Consider the following 13,804-nt stretch of genomic DNA (forward strand, 5'->3'; position numbering starts at 1 on the left):
TTGGGACAGACAGGACGAACCCATGCCGGAGGCAATCCGATTTTTCGCTTCATCCGCCTGTAGCGTGAAAACGGTGGCAAATCGGAGGGGTGTCAGAGCCCAAGGCCCCGCCCCTTTCCGATGCCATGGCTGAATGCCAGTTCCACACCCAGACGCCGGCCGGATTCGACCTCGATGCCAAGCGCCTTCTTATGATTGGCAAGCATGGATTCAAGCTGCGGATCGCGTTCAAGGCTCTTGGCCATATCGGACATGGCCGAGCGCGTTGACTTGTAGCCGGACATGTCGCCGGCCTGATATTGCTCCCGTCCCGTCCGATCGAGCTTTTGCCAGCGTTCGACGAAACGGTCGGCGCGGCGGCCTGGATCGATGTCCATCCCGGTGCGGATTTCCGTCTCAAGCTGGAGAGCAAGCACGATGCGGCGGACGCGGCCAGCCCCCGCCTCGTGGACAAGTTCGGGATTTTTCACATAAGCCGCTTCGGCATCGCGCCAGCCAAAGGGCCGCACCTTCTCGAAGGCCCTACGGGCATCCCTCAACTCGCGCATCTGCTCGGGACTGCCCAGCCCATCCGCATCTCCGTTGTGCGATATCGCGTCGATAGCGCGCGCGTGATGAATAAGCGCCTTCGTACGAGCGCTGCGCAACGCCGCTTCCGCGTCCACCGGCACATTCGTGTCGCGCGGCACTCCGGTGGCAAGATTTCCTCTGCCGGGCGTCGGGTCTGCATCTCCGATCCGCACCCCAACACTCTCCCTTCCCGGCCCAGGTCCACGTTCCTGCATGGGCACGGCGTCTGCGGGCGAGCGCAACCCGTCGAGCAGTCCGCCTATCCTGTCGCGCAGCTTCTCCGGAACGATCCGGCGCACGATCTCGACCACGCGCTCGCGGAACGTGATACCGCGCCGTTCGGCATAGTGTTGCGCCGAGTCGACCTGCTCGTAATCCGACGCCATATCTTTGGCGCGGTCCCGTGACAGCGTCCGGACGAGGCGTTCGCGGGTCGTGAAGTCATCGCTGCCGTAGTGCAGGTCCATTCCGTCTCGATGCCGCGACAGTGCGACGTAGCTGCCATGCGCATCCATGCCCGGTGTGGCGAGCACATGCGTCCGGTCGACGGTCATGCCCTGGGCCTTGTGAATGGTCGCGGCATAGCCGTGGTCGATGTGGGCATAGTCTTTCAGATCGAAGCGCACGGATCGGCCGTCGTCGATTTGAACCGTCATCCTCTGTATGCTGACCTCTTCGATCACGCCGAGCGTGCCGTTCTTGACGCCAAGCGCGCGCTCGTTGCGCAGGAACATGACACGGTCGCCGCTGGCGAAGGCCCTTGCACCGCGTTCCACATCCCACCTGAACCTCGTCGCCGAGATCGCCGGCAGCGCGCATGCGCTCGCGCGCTGCCTGGTTGAGCGCGCTCACCTCGTTGTTTGTGTGGGTGAGGATGATCCGGCTTGCCTCTGGATGCGCCTGCCTGTCGCGATCCCAGCGCTCGACGAGTTCAGCTCGCGCCTCGTCGCGCGTTGCAGCCTGATGCACCATGCCTTGCGCATCGTAGGTGCCGATCGCGGCGCCGATCCTGCCGGTTGCCAGATCGCGCGTGGCATCGCGCTGCCAGTCCTCACGCTGCCGGCGAACCTGACCGATTTCGACGCCGCCATGACGCTCGTGGATGGAACGGAATGCGGCGCCGGCCTCGATCGCCTGCAACTGCTGCGGATCGCCGACGAGTACGACTTTTGCGCCAACGTCGGCGGCATGGGAAAGCACGCGCTCCAACTGGCGCGTGCCGACCATGCCGGCCTCATCAATCACCAGGACATCGCGAGCTGTGAGCAGATCGCGGCCCTGTCCCCAGCTATGCTCCATACTGGCGATGGTGCGTGATGAGATGCCTGATCCGCCTTCCAGATTCTCGGCGGCAATGCCGGAGAGTGCGGCGCCTCGAACCTCGTAGCCCGCCGCTGCCCATGCCTGGCGCGCAACGCCCAGCATGGCGCTCTTGCCCGTTCCGGCAAAGCCGACGACGACACCAAGACCGTTTCTATCGGTGATATGCGCCAGCGCATCGGTCTGCTCGCTCGAAAGGACAAGCCCGCGTTGCGCTGCGCGCGCCAGTGCCGCCTCGCGATGTGCGTTACTCACCGCGTGTCTCTCGTCCAAATCGATACGCTCCGCAGCGCGGTGAAGGCGCTGTTCGGTGTCGATCATCTGCCGAGTGGTGAAGCGATCTTCGCCACGTCCGTCCTTGCCGAGTTCAATCAGATCGGGTGCGTTGCTAATGGCTGCCACGACCGCGTTGAACTGCTCCACTCCGTCGCTGTGCCGATGCGAGAACTTCGCAATGTCCTTTCGGGTGAAAGTCGATTGCTGATGCGTGATGGCATCGAGCGCCACGGATGGATCGGCAATGATGCGCGCACCATTGTTGCGCGCGATGTCGCGATGCAGTTCGGCGCGATCTGCTTCAATGTCGCTAGCAGCAAGGCCACTGCCCTCAATGCGCTGTGCTGGCGCACCAATCTGGGTTTGCGGCTCCAGTGAAATGCCCTGCGCTTCCAGACTGCGATGATCGATGTGCGCGTCGATGTCGAGTTCGGCCAGGCGTTCATTGGCCAGCTCCGCCCATCGCTCGCGCCAGCGCTCAACCAGCTGGGTAGCATTCCAGTCACGAACCTTGGCGCCAAAACCATTCTCGTCCACGGCCCGCATGGTCAGCATGACATGAGCATGCGGCTTGGGGCTTCCATCCTCTGCGCGGTCCCAGTGCACATTGAGATCGGCGACCATGCCCCGGCTTACGAACTCAGCCTGAACGAAGTCGCGCGCCAACTCGATGCCTTGCGCCTGGCTGAGTTCACGCGGGAGCGCAAACTCGACCTCGCGGGCAAGTTGCGCATCCTTCCTCACCTCGAACGCCTCGACATCGTTCCAAAGCCGTTCGCGGTCGCGCCAGGCCTCCGGTGCATCCTCCGGCAGCATCACCTCGGAATGAACGACACCGCGCTTGGCGGAGAAGTCGTGGCTGCGTTCTATCCGCTCGTCACGCAGCCGCGAGGCCGAGCGGTAGGCGGCGGACGCCACAGCGCTTGAGCCTGCCTTGCGGCCAATGACCTTGACGTGAACATGATAGATCGCCATCGCGACCAGATCATTTGCACGTCAAAGCCCACGTCGGCACGACGTATAAGCGCGCCCTCCCTCGAAAAAATCTCGGGATGGACCAGCCCGTCCCGGGCTGTCTCGGCGACCCTGAAGCCTTCCGGCAGCCGCTCCCCTATCATCCTCCGACCGACAACCGATGGAGACAGCCATGCGCAAACCGCGGGACTTCGACGCAGAACTTCAAGCCCTGGAAGAAAAAGCGCGAGAGCTCAAAACCAGAAAGGTGCAGCAGCTTGGCGAGCTGGTGATCGCCACCGGCGCCGATCAGCTCAGCGCGGACGAACTGGCGGGCGCACTGGTCGCAATCACTGAGACGAAAGACACGGCAAAGCGTGAGGCATGGGCTAAGCGTGGGGTGATGTTTTTCGAGAGCAGGTCCCGGCGAACTGCTTCGGCATCTCAGCGCAACCCTCGCGGCGCTCCAGCGCAATCGGGCAGCGCGCAATCGCCGGCAGGCGGCACAGGCTCGCAATGACATGAGAACATGGCAGGTGGAGCGTCGCAAACGCACCCGACAGCTGATCGAGCTTGGCGGTCTCGTCCTCAAGGCAGGCATTGTCGAGCTCACCAATGACGATCGCGCAATCATCTACGGCGCGATGCTCTGGATCGCCGCGAAGCTGCAGGGCCATGACGGTAAGCATGCCCGGGAGCTTTTGGCCGCGAAGGGAAAGCAGGCATTCGATGGTGAACGGCGTGAAGAGCAGATGGACTGGCGAACATAGCCACAGTTGGCGAGCAGCGGCCAGTCCGAAGTCGGAACAGCAAACTTCCGCCGGTGTGCCAGCGCCGCAGTCAAGCGCTTGCGCAGGAAGCTTTCGCGATCTCCTCGCGACCGCCGACAATCTTCTCTCGCGAGCCTTGATCCTGATCATATAGAGCGCAAGGCTCGCGTTGGCGACGCTCGTCAAAGCGGGCGCTGCCCTATGAGCGAACTTCAAAATCCAGATCGTGCCCTCGAAACCTCCCACGCCCTCCAGATTCGATCATGCACACTGCGCATTGATACAAACTCTATAGCCAGGGTGAGAGCCAGCGGCATTGCTCTGCACAGCTGGAACGGGCGGAAAAGTGAAGGAAGCTCCTCGCTTTAGATGAGATAGGCAAAAGCATCCCAGCCGATGGGACAACAGAAGCGAAACTTACTCTTGTCATGTTGCGCAAAAGAGGTGGATTTTACGAAGAAACGTACTATTTGCGCCGTGGGCAGGCTAGAAAAATCAAAGGTCGCTCAATTCATCCGATACAAAAAAGGGAAATCATATGACCACTGCTCTCGAGCAAGGCAACAAACTGGATACCGTGTCGATAACGGCTGACATTGTCGCCGCCTATGTATCGAACAATCCAGTACCGGTTGGCGAGTTGCCGAAACTCATCGGCGACATCCATGCCGCCCTGAATGGCATCGGCACGCCGGCGGTAGAACCTGTGGTAAAACAGCACCCGGCAGTTTCGATCAAGAAATCGGTGACACCTGACTTCATCATCTGTCTGGAAGACGGAAGGAAATTCAAATCGCTCAAGCGGCACCTTCAGCACTTCAACCTGACCCCCGACGAATACCGGCAGAAATGGAACCTGCCGTCCGACTATCCGATGGTGGCGCCGAACTACGCGGCTACCCGGTCGGCTCTGGCGAAATCAATAGGGCTCGGGCGCAAGGCGGCGACGCCCACGTCTGCCGCGGCGGAAAAACCAAAACGGGCTACTCGTGCGGCGGCAGCGGCGACGACTGCGGCGGCCATGAAGTCGCCGCTGAAGAAGGTCCGCAAGGCGCCGGCCAAAGCGTAACGCGCTGCACCTAGCGGACGTGCCAAGTTGTATAGGACCTGAACATGGCAAAGCCCCGCCTTGCGGCGGGGCTTCGTGTTTTGTCGGGTCACTCTGCGGCGCGGCGTGACCAGATGAGCGAGAACTCACCCTCGGTGTCGGTCTCGACCAGGCTCGCATAGATCGGAGCGGGGAAGCTGGGATCGTCGAGCTTGACCGAGTGGTAGTCGCGTCCCTCGCGCGAGGTCTTCTTCCATGCCGCCCCGAACTCGGTGGCGCCAGCGAAGATGCGGAAGTCGGGACCCTTTTCATTTTCGCCATCCGTCGGAGCGAACGTTACCGTCTTGACGTTGAGATTGAGGGTCTTGACCGAGCCGGAGAAGCCGTTCGCGGTGCGGGAGAAAGTGCCGATCGTAGCCATGGTGATGTTCCTTTGTGTTTTCTCGGGCCGCGCCCATCGCGGCCTCGATGGTGGACGTGAGACCGGAAACGATCGGTCTGCATCCCGAAGGGGCTGAAACGAAGTGGAAGACGGCGACGCGAGGCTTTCTTGGACCGTGAGGAATGGACGCGCAGCGGACAGGGGAAGAAAACGCAGCGCCGACGTTGCGAGAAGACGATCGAGACGGAGTGAAACGAAGACGGTCTTCGGTCAGACCCAATCCATTTGAGGACGCCTTGGGCGTGGCCTGGAAAGAATACCCGGAAGGAACGCCACATTGGCTAAGATCAGTCAGGGCCATTGTAGCTTGCGCCCTGCGCTTCTGAATTTCGGCCACAGACCTTCCTCACGCGCCAGGGCGGTGTTGGTCCTACTCCTAACCGGTGAAGAAGGGACGCCCGATTTCCCTAATCTTTGGGCTGAATCGTCATCGCGTTCGGGGCGGCTCCGAAGGCGACCAATTGATTGCTGAGGGCAGCACTTCTAAGCCGACAGATGCCGACGATTTCCTATAGATGCGCCACACCTGATCCTCCACCGCATGGCCGAATGTTCCCGCTGCGGTCACGCCGACGCGCGGTGAGGCATTGCTGGAAGGTCGGATTGACGCCGGGCGTCTGACGCCGAGGTGATGCGCTGCGTGACTTTCCCGATAAGAGTGGTGGAAATTCCCGGTTCGACCATTGGTTTGGAGGTGCATCCCGAGCATCTGCCGAAGCGCTTGATGATCCACAAGCCGATGAAGATCGACGGCAAGGTCGTCTGGCACACAGAGAGATTTCGAGGATAGGACATGGCCAGGTCGAAAGGTTCGCAGCAATTATCACAGGCTGAAATTGAGCGCTTTGCGACGGCAGCGGAGGCACTGCACTTAAGTATCATCAGCCGTTTATCGCCCCATAGCGACGACTACCGGCAGACGCGCGTCCTGCATGAGGTGCTGTTGAAAGCCGTGCGGGAAGTCACCGGGAAGGAAGTGGCGTTCATCCAGTGGAACGGGACAGGGCCGTCCAAGCCGTAGCGTGGCTCTAGCCGTTTTCGCAGCCGATCCCATCGCCGTCGCGGTCCAGATCATAGATATCCCTGCCGACAACAGTGACCGGGCCGCGTACATAGGCGGACCATTGCCCTTTCCGGAGGAGCAATCGACGTCGCTGGCGATTGGAACGCAGGCTCCCGCGTAGTTTGGGTCGCACGCGTCTTCGGCATGAGCGCAGCCGATGAAAGATGCCACACCAAAAGCGACCGCGCCTACACGACGGGAAGCCGCCGGCTGGATCCTTATCCGAATCAGCGCTGTATCTCAGTCGTCTATCTCTTCGCCTTCATCGTCTTCGTCCGAACCGCTAGACGGGTCTTCGACGAAGGTTTGGCAACCCTCATTAAATGATTGGCTGTTTGAGCTGCAGTCGCTGTCGTTGGAAATCTGATTTTGCTCAGCCCAGTCGTAGCCAGCTTTATGCCCGGAACAATCTTCGGTGCAGTCATTTCCTCCGAAAGTCCCCTGCGCATGACATGGCGTGGCTGATGCCGCCGCAAGCATCAATGTGCCCAAGTGGAACAGCCTTCGAATTCTCATCTGCGCCCCCCCATGGTGAGCAACGCTGCTATCCAGGCGCCGCGAATATGCCTACTCGCACGAACCCAAATCACGCAATTTGGTCCTGATATCAGTGGCAGTGATACTCGCCAGTCTTGTGGTTGGTATGGCACCCATTGGCATCGGTGCCGCCGCCGTGTGCGAAGGTATCCACCGAAAATGCCAACATGGTCAAAGCCGCCATGGCGGCAAGAATTGTGGATTTCATATCGCCCTCCCAAGATAATTCGGACAGAAGAGCACTATCGTGGAGTTAGCACAACTGGCTGATTGCAAATTACCTACTGGTTAAGTGCCGATGTTCAATATCCAATATTGCTCCCGCGCATCAAGATCGGCCGATGAAATGGCGAGCGACGGACTTAGACGCCCAATTGCGCGGCCATCTTTTGCGTGGCCGCCGTTTCCGGTCGATGCCGCTGGTGATCGACAGCAGATGTCGTTTCGTCGAAAGAAATTCGGAGTCGCTGCAATCGGCCACAGCGCGCTTGAACAGGGCTCGCATGGCGATGAGCGCGACCTCGCCGTTACCAGATCACAGACCAGCGAGGCATCTGTCGGCGCAAGTTGATTTGCGACGGCCTTTCGGATCGCAAAGCTTCGCGAACTCGGCTTTCTCAAAGCGGGTCAACGGCGCGGCGGCGGAAAATCAGGGGATTTGGGATTGGTCTTGGCCATGACTTCTGTACACGATTCAAAAATCATTCTTCGCCGCAAAAAATTGCCGCATGCCGCATCTGTGGTCGTTCGTCGACACGCAACCGACATGTCCCTCCGTCGCGCAGTCGCTGTGGTAATGGGGGTGCCACCGCCCCGGCGGTCACAACGGCCTGTGGCGAGTGTCGATCAGCCTGGCTAACTCATAGCAGCCCGAATGCCATTGCGGTGAGAAAGGCCACCACTAGCACCACCAGGACCCCAATAATCAGCCAGACGGCGCTCTTGGCGTCCATTTAGACCCTCAACTGTCGGTTCCATTGATCACATAGCGCGACGCGAAGACGCTCACCAGTCACTGTGACTCCAGCGGATACGCGTCCTGGGCGAACTGACGGGCGTTTGTGGATAGGGACTACTGTGGGAGCGTGGGTTCGAAAAGTGGGAATATTCGCGCGCAAAAGGCCGGCCGGCTTACCGGCCTGTCGCGCGGTCAGTCTCAACTGGTTGCCGGCTTGGATGTAGGCGGCTCACGGCGAGCGAGCAGCTTGTCGATCCGCCTTCCATCCATATCGAGGATCTCGAAGCGCCAGCCCTCGTAGTCAAAGTGCTCACCGGCTTCCGGCAAGTGCCCAAGGCTTGACAAGGCGAACCCAGCGATCGTGTGAAAATCCCCTTCGGCAGACCCCGATCGGAATCCTAGGCGAGCGAACGCATCGTGCGCCAGCATCATTCCGTCGATGAGCAAGGACCCGTCATCGCGCTCGATGACATCAGGGTCCTCATTGTCCAGGTCAGGAAGGTCGCCTGCGATGGCTTCGAGCAGATCGGTCTGGGTGACGATCCCCTCCAGAGCGCCATATTCGTCGATGACGATCGCCAGACGCACCGGCGTCCGCTTGAACTGATCGAGTACACGGAAAATCGGCGTTGCCTCGTGAACGATCAAAGGTTCTCGGATGACCGCCATCGGGTCAAGCGTTTTGCCGTCGAGCACCTGGTCGAGAAGGTCCTTCTTCAGAATCATGCCAAGCGGTTCGTCTATCCCCCCACGGCCGACCAGAAGCTGCTCATGGCGACATTGCCGGATGGTGCGCAGAATCTCGTCAGGGATGTCGTCGGTATCGATCCAGTCGATATCGCGTCGCGGTGTCATGATGTCGGCAATGCGCCGATCGCCGATGTTGAAGACACGCTCGACCAGTTCCTGTTGCGTCTGATGAAGGAGCCCTGCCTCCTGGCTTGCCGCCACGAGCAGCTTCAGCTCTTCGGGCGAATGCAAGGACTCCTCGCCTGTGCCCGGACGCAGACCGCACAGACGCAGCACCAGATTGCCGAGACCGTTGAGAACAAGAATCGCCGGCCTGAGCAGGAACAGGAACAGACCGAGAGGGCGGACGACCCGAAGTGCCGTGCTCTCGCTGCGCTGGAGCGCCAGACTTTTCGGCGCTAGTTCACCCAGGACAATGTGTAGCGCGGTTATGATGATGAAGGCGATTGCGACGGCAATGGTGTGCGAAGCTGCCGTGGCCAGCGACCCCATCACTCCCAAGAGGAGTGGCTCGATCAGATGAGCGAGTGCAGGCTCGCCGACCCAACCGAGCGCCAGCGATGAGATGGTGATGCCGAGCTGAGTTGCTGCAAGGTTCGCATCGAGATTCACCAAAGCCCGTTGAAGGAGGCTGGCGTTCGAGCGTCCAGCTGTAGCCAATTCGTCGACGCGGCTTCGTCTAACCGCGACCAGCGCAAATTCGGCGGCGACAAAGAAACCGTTGGCGCCTACGAGTAGGAGAACCAACAGAATTCCAAGAATGTCGCGTAGACTACCATCGTCCGCAGGCATGATATCCTCTTTATGAAACAGCCACTCTCATCTCTCAAGCGCGTATGCCGTCGTGAAACCGCCGTTGGCCATCATTGCGGAGCGATCACCGCAGCTCCGCCTCTGACAATCAGGGGCAAGATAGCCAAATCCGCGCTGAGTATCCTACCCCCGCAAAAAATCCGCCGGCGCGAACCGGCGGGCCAGAAATCGGATAGAAAAAGAACCGGTCATGCCGGCCGAACTAAATGTGGCGTCTGGGTAGTCGAAGTCAATGGACCCGCCGCGTAGAGATCGCCTTTGATCCAGTGATTTAGCAATATCACCGCGATGCCGGCGAGGATCGCCAGCGCTATCATCCAAATGATCTTCTGACGGTCGCTCAATGTTCTAAACCCAAACCCGAACCACGCGTGCCGGCACTTAATGGCACGACGTCGTTAATTGCAATGTGATCCCTATGAGAATCGCTGTGGCCTTGGCGGTCGGTCAAACTTTCTCATTTCGACGAGATTTGCCAGACAGCCACGCCAGTAAGAATAAGGCCGGCGGTACCTTCGATAGTTCGCGATATCACATCGAACAGGCGCGGCCGACGGTCGAAGAAATGCACCAGCCGTTCCCGAAACAGGATCGACAGAACTGCCACGCAAGACAACGTCAGTGCCACGCCGGCCATCATGGTGATTGCAAAGAGTATGCCCGCGACCGGAACACCTCTTGAGATCGCGAAGGTCATCGCGAAGAGCGTCAATGGACATGGGATCAGGCCGGCCATGACGCCCACAACCTCGCCTTCATGCTGATGGTGATGACCGTGGCTGAGCGCCCGCCAAAGCATCCACAGACCAATTAACCCGAGCAGGCCACGACTGACATCCTCCAAAAGCGGCGCCCGGCCGACGCTGCCCAGCGCAATCGAGACCAATGGCAACGAGAGGGCTGCAATCACAACGGCAATCGTGACATGGGTGAAGGAGAGTGTCAGCGACACCAGTAGGCCGCGACGGATGCTGGCATCCGATCCGGCCAAATAGGTAGCCAGCACGGCTTTGCTGTGTCCGGGTGTCAAAGCATGCGCAGCTCCGAACAGGACACCCATCGGCAGGAAGGCAGTGAACGCCAGCCAGTCGCCCCCGGCTGACAGCAATTTGATCTGTTCGGCGAGCGCCAAGTATATCGTGCGTTGAAACTCGACCAGGGTTTGGAAAAACACGTTCTATCCGTTCCGCCGCTTCAACCGCACGTCAATTCAAGGCGTGTCGCGAATATCTTGCCGAGATCGGTTCCGGTCGGATCGCTGAAGAAGGCATCCGTCAATTTCGTCTGATTCTGTGCGATTGCGGTATTCGGATCGGGGCGGACGACTGCCCTCGTGCAATCTTTCGGTAGGCCAGCCACGGCGATCTTATCGTCATCGGTGAAATCGATCGCGGTGTAGAAGGTCGGATCGTAGACGCCGATGCTCACCTTGCCGGCGAGCGCCAACGTGTCTTTCGGCTGCGTCTCGAATTGGATGACGAGTTGATTGTTCTCGTAGCTAGTGACCAGCCTCGCCGGCGGCGTCATCGCCACGTCCTTGCCTTCCACAGTGACCATTTGGAAATAATTGTATTCTTCCAGTGAGGCATGGATGGTGAGGGCGGCGGCGTCGAGTTCTTCGGCGTCCAGAGTAAGGTCGGAATTCTTGTCGAACTCCATCAGCACCGTCGAGGAGAAGAGCTCGTCGAACCGCCAGAGATGCTTGAGCGACTTGACCGACTTGTCAGCGCCAACCGTTAGGTCCAAACGGGCTTCCGCGAAGACATGAGGATGAGCGCCGACCGCGACGGTGGAGGCGAGCAGGAGCGCCATGCCAAAAATCGTGCTGGTCAGTCGCATTTGCGCTCGCTTTCTCGTCATTGCGCGCCAACCGAGTGATCTGGCAGCGCAAGCAGGCTAAATTGGGACGCGGCCCGCGAAGCCTTTTCAATCATCGACGATCGAACTTGCTATGATGGCGTTCGCTGTGCTCCGAACGGCTGGCGACGTCAAATGCACGAGCTGCTTGCGATTGCCCGCGATCAGTATGAACAGCCGGGAAACCTGCCTGCCCTTCCTCTCCTCGCCGATTTTTTCGGCGTCGGTGCGGTGGAAGAACCGTTTTTCAAACTCGGCGCGGTCGACATCGAAAAGCTTGAGCGAGCAGGTCTGGACGGACCTGCCGTCCATGGTAGCCCTGGTCACCGCGACCATCGTTCCGGCCGGAAGGTCGTCGCCGGTGACCTGCCATCCGCGGAACGCCTTCATGGCATCCACAGGAGCAAGTGCCGCGCCGTCGACGAGCGGCGTCCATCCGCGCGTCTTTGCCAATGTCGCGGTTCGCTCGAAGTCGGGGCCGTGCGCCAGGCATGTCGCGTGGAAGGCATCCAGCGCCCGGTCGACGCCATCGGCATGCGCAAGCGGTGATGCCAACCATGCGGCCGCAAGCGTCAAGGACAAGTAGGTCTTGGGCATTCGGTAGACTCGCGTATCGAAGCAGGCCGGGATAGCCAATCGGCAAGATAGCGCCGCGGCGGCTACGCACGCAATGCAGCGCGGCCCGCGACTACCGGCCCGCGCGTGTTCCTGGCGGCGGCGCGCCCGGTCCGGTCGCCGCGGCATGCCGCGCTCAGGCAGGCAGGATCTTGTCCGTGGTCGCGCGCACATAATCGAGGTTCATGGTCCCGACGGCGCCGGTATCGTCGACCCTGAAGCCTGTCTCGACCAGTAGAGTTCCGACCGCATTCATGTCGATATGCCCGTGCCGATGGAGCCTCGGCAATCTGGATTCGTGCAGCGGCCTTCCGAAGTCGATCAGCAGCAGTCGGCCTCCCGGCTTCAGAACCCGCTCCGCTTCACGGAAGAAGGTCGATCGGTCGGGTTTCGGCAGGTGATGCAGCATGAGCGTACCGATCACGATGTCGAATTGGCCATCCTCGAAGGGAAGTTCCTGGGCCGTCGCCTGGACGAAGGTAAGATCAACGCCGGCTCGCGTAGCCTTGACGCGCGCCCTCTCGACCATTTCGACCGATGCGTCGACGCCCGTGACGCGTCCGACCGCTCCGACCAACCGTCTCGCGGCTATGGCAAGCGTGCCCGTACCGCAGGCGACATCGAGCATCGCCTCGCCGGGCTGGAGCCTTGCCAGACGCAGCATGAATTCACGGAACCGGTCCTCGCGGCCCCAAGTCAGGACGCGCGCAAGCAGGTCATAGCCGACCGCCCTATGCAGGACGATGCCGATGCCCCTTTCGCCGGCGCCATGCGCGCCGGCAGTCCGCATGTGATGGAAGCCGCCCCAGAGTGCGAATGCCGCGACCGCAGCGAGGATGAGGCCGTGGACTGCAGCCGTCCAAGCACCGGCATTGAGATAGCCGTCCCCGAAATGAAGCATTAGTAGAAAACCGCTGACCAGCGACAGTTTGACGAGCACGGCAAGCATAATAACACCCTTTCGCGAATGCTGTCCGTTTCCAGCCCGATGACCAAATTGGTGCATTTCCTTTTGCCTCCTCGTCCGTTTCCGGAGTGCTCAAGGCATTCTTGAGCTTCTGGACTCGGCGTATCATACTGGACAGATTGTCCATTAGCGCTGTTGCTGGACAACGGACCGCTGAACGTCCCAAACCGCACGGTGGAAAGAGCAATGACCATTAAAATCGAGCGGCCCGACGACAGGGGTACAATCGACCGTCGTGTCGCGCGCACGCGCGCCATGCTGCAGGACGCGCTGATTGCTCTGATCCCAGAGTGCGGCTATGCGGCTCTCACCGTGGAAGACATCTGCCAGAAAGCTGATGTCGGCAGGTCGACCTTCTATACGCACTATGCCGGCAAGGACGAATTGCGCAGCGCGGCCCTTGAGGCGCATCTGCTGTCGCTGAGCAGGCGCGTGTCGGCAGACGAAAAGACAGGCAATCGCCTGTTCGAATTCAGCCTGCCGATGTTCGAGCACGCGCGGGCGTTCCGGTCGCTTCACAAAGCGCTACTTGCGAGCAGCGGCGACACGATCCACGATCAATTGCGTGAACGCATACGGCGCGCAGTGCGAACCGAACTGTCTGGCAAGCGGATCGGCGACGCGGGCGTGCCGCTGGAATTCGTCGTCCAGTTCATATCGGGAGCCTTTCTCTCGGTGCTTGCCTGGTGGATCGCCGAGGACTCCAGCCTATCGCCGGCCCAGGTCGACGACCTGTTCCAGCGGATGGCGGGTTCAGCTCTTCCGGGGCGGTCACCCTAGCAAGACCTTCCAAATCCAGATCTCGCGCCGGTTGAGGCTAACGTTCCTCGGGCGGCCGAATCTTGCGAAACGTCATGAGCAAAG

The 13,804-nt window shown here is 60.3% G+C and carries 13 protein-coding genes and 1 pseudogene; 5 read left to right on the forward strand and 9 right to left on the reverse strand.

Annotated features, from left to right (window positions below; all coding sequences use genetic code 11):
• Positions 1-92: 92 nt before the first annotated feature.
• Positions 93-3,141 (reverse strand): annotated as a pseudogene (gene traA, locus AC3CCE_RS05050) (Ti-type conjugative transfer relaxase TraA).
• Between the two features lie 172 nt (positions 3,142-3,313).
• On the opposite strand from traA, the gene AC3CCE_RS05055 reads away from it, so the two are divergent.
• The 3 genes from AC3CCE_RS05055 (at position 3,314) to AC3CCE_RS05065 (ending at position 4,959) form a co-directional block, all read left to right on the forward strand.
• Positions 3,314-3,640, forward strand: coding sequence for a conjugal transfer protein TraD (locus tag AC3CCE_RS05055; RefSeq protein WP_023669905.1), 327 nt, complete (start codon positions 3,314-3,316; stop codon positions 3,638-3,640).
• A gap of 1 nt (position 3,641) precedes the next feature.
• Positions 3,642-3,890, forward strand: coding sequence for a conjugal transfer protein TraD (locus AC3CCE_RS05060; RefSeq protein ID WP_023669904.1), 249 nt, complete (start codon positions 3,642-3,644; stop codon positions 3,888-3,890).
• Between the two features lie 538 nt (positions 3,891-4,428).
• Complete coding sequence (locus AC3CCE_RS05065; protein ID WP_352624176.1) at positions 4,429-4,959, forward strand: Ros/MucR family transcriptional regulator; 531 nt, start codon at positions 4,429-4,431, stop codon at positions 4,957-4,959.
• 88 nt (positions 4,960-5,047) lie between these two features.
• On the opposite strand, the gene AC3CCE_RS05070 is transcribed toward AC3CCE_RS05065, so the two are convergent.
• Positions 5,048-5,359, reverse strand: a complete 312-nt coding sequence (locus tag AC3CCE_RS05070; RefSeq protein ID WP_023669902.1) for a DUF736 domain-containing protein — start codon at positions 5,357-5,359, stop codon at positions 5,048-5,050.
• Positions 5,360-6,173: 814 nt separating this feature from the next.
• Between AC3CCE_RS05070 and AC3CCE_RS05075 the strand changes: the two genes are divergently transcribed.
• On the forward strand, positions 6,174-6,401 hold the full coding sequence (locus AC3CCE_RS05075; protein WP_352624178.1) for a hypothetical protein: 228 nt from the start codon (positions 6,174-6,176) through the stop codon (positions 6,399-6,401).
• A gap of 282 nt (positions 6,402-6,683) precedes the next feature.
• Here the strand turns inward: AC3CCE_RS05075 and AC3CCE_RS05080 are convergent, their stop codons facing one another.
• From AC3CCE_RS05080 to AC3CCE_RS05110, 7 genes are all read right to left on the reverse strand, one after another.
• Entirely contained in the window at positions 6,684-6,935 is a 252-nt protein-coding gene (locus AC3CCE_RS05080) for a hypothetical protein (RefSeq protein WP_352624180.1), read from the reverse strand.
• A gap of 115 nt (positions 6,936-7,050) precedes the next feature.
• On the reverse strand, positions 7,051-7,188 hold the full coding sequence (locus AC3CCE_RS05085) for a YHYH domain-containing protein (RefSeq protein ID WP_023669898.1): 138 nt from the start codon (positions 7,186-7,188) through the stop codon (positions 7,051-7,053).
• Positions 7,189-8,136: 948 nt separating this feature from the next.
• The gene (locus AC3CCE_RS05090) at positions 8,137-9,480 is read right to left on the reverse strand and encodes a hemolysin family protein (RefSeq protein WP_023669895.1); all 1,344 of its coding nucleotides are present in this window, start codon (positions 9,478-9,480) and stop codon (positions 8,137-8,139) included.
• Positions 9,481-9,958: 478 nt separating this feature from the next.
• On the reverse strand, positions 9,959-10,675 hold the full coding sequence (locus AC3CCE_RS05095) for a HoxN/HupN/NixA family nickel/cobalt transporter (protein ID WP_023669894.1): 717 nt from the start codon (positions 10,673-10,675) through the stop codon (positions 9,959-9,961).
• Positions 10,676-10,695: 20 nt separating this feature from the next.
• Positions 10,696-11,340 carry a DUF1007 family protein gene (locus tag AC3CCE_RS05100; RefSeq protein ID WP_460221597.1) on the reverse strand — a complete coding sequence of 215 codons (645 nt, stop codon included), beginning with the start codon at positions 11,338-11,340 and terminating at the stop codon, positions 10,696-10,698.
• 87 nt (positions 11,341-11,427) lie between these two features.
• Positions 11,428-12,102 carry a hypothetical protein gene (locus tag AC3CCE_RS05105; RefSeq protein ID WP_156940642.1) on the reverse strand — a complete coding sequence of 225 codons (675 nt, stop codon included), beginning with the start codon at positions 12,100-12,102 and terminating at the stop codon, positions 11,428-11,430.
• Positions 12,103-12,109: 7 nt separating this feature from the next.
• Positions 12,110-12,922 carry a class I SAM-dependent methyltransferase gene (locus tag AC3CCE_RS05110; RefSeq protein WP_050588535.1) on the reverse strand — a complete coding sequence of 271 codons (813 nt, stop codon included), beginning with the start codon at positions 12,920-12,922 and terminating at the stop codon, positions 12,110-12,112.
• 204 nt (positions 12,923-13,126) lie between these two features.
• Between AC3CCE_RS05110 and AC3CCE_RS05115 the strand changes: the two genes are divergently transcribed.
• Positions 13,127-13,720, forward strand: a complete 594-nt coding sequence (locus AC3CCE_RS05115; protein WP_023807249.1) for a TetR/AcrR family transcriptional regulator — start codon at positions 13,127-13,129, stop codon at positions 13,718-13,720.
• The last annotated feature ends 84 nt before the right edge of the window (positions 13,721-13,804 follow it).

The organism is Mesorhizobium sp. P160187, from assembly GCF_057766425.1.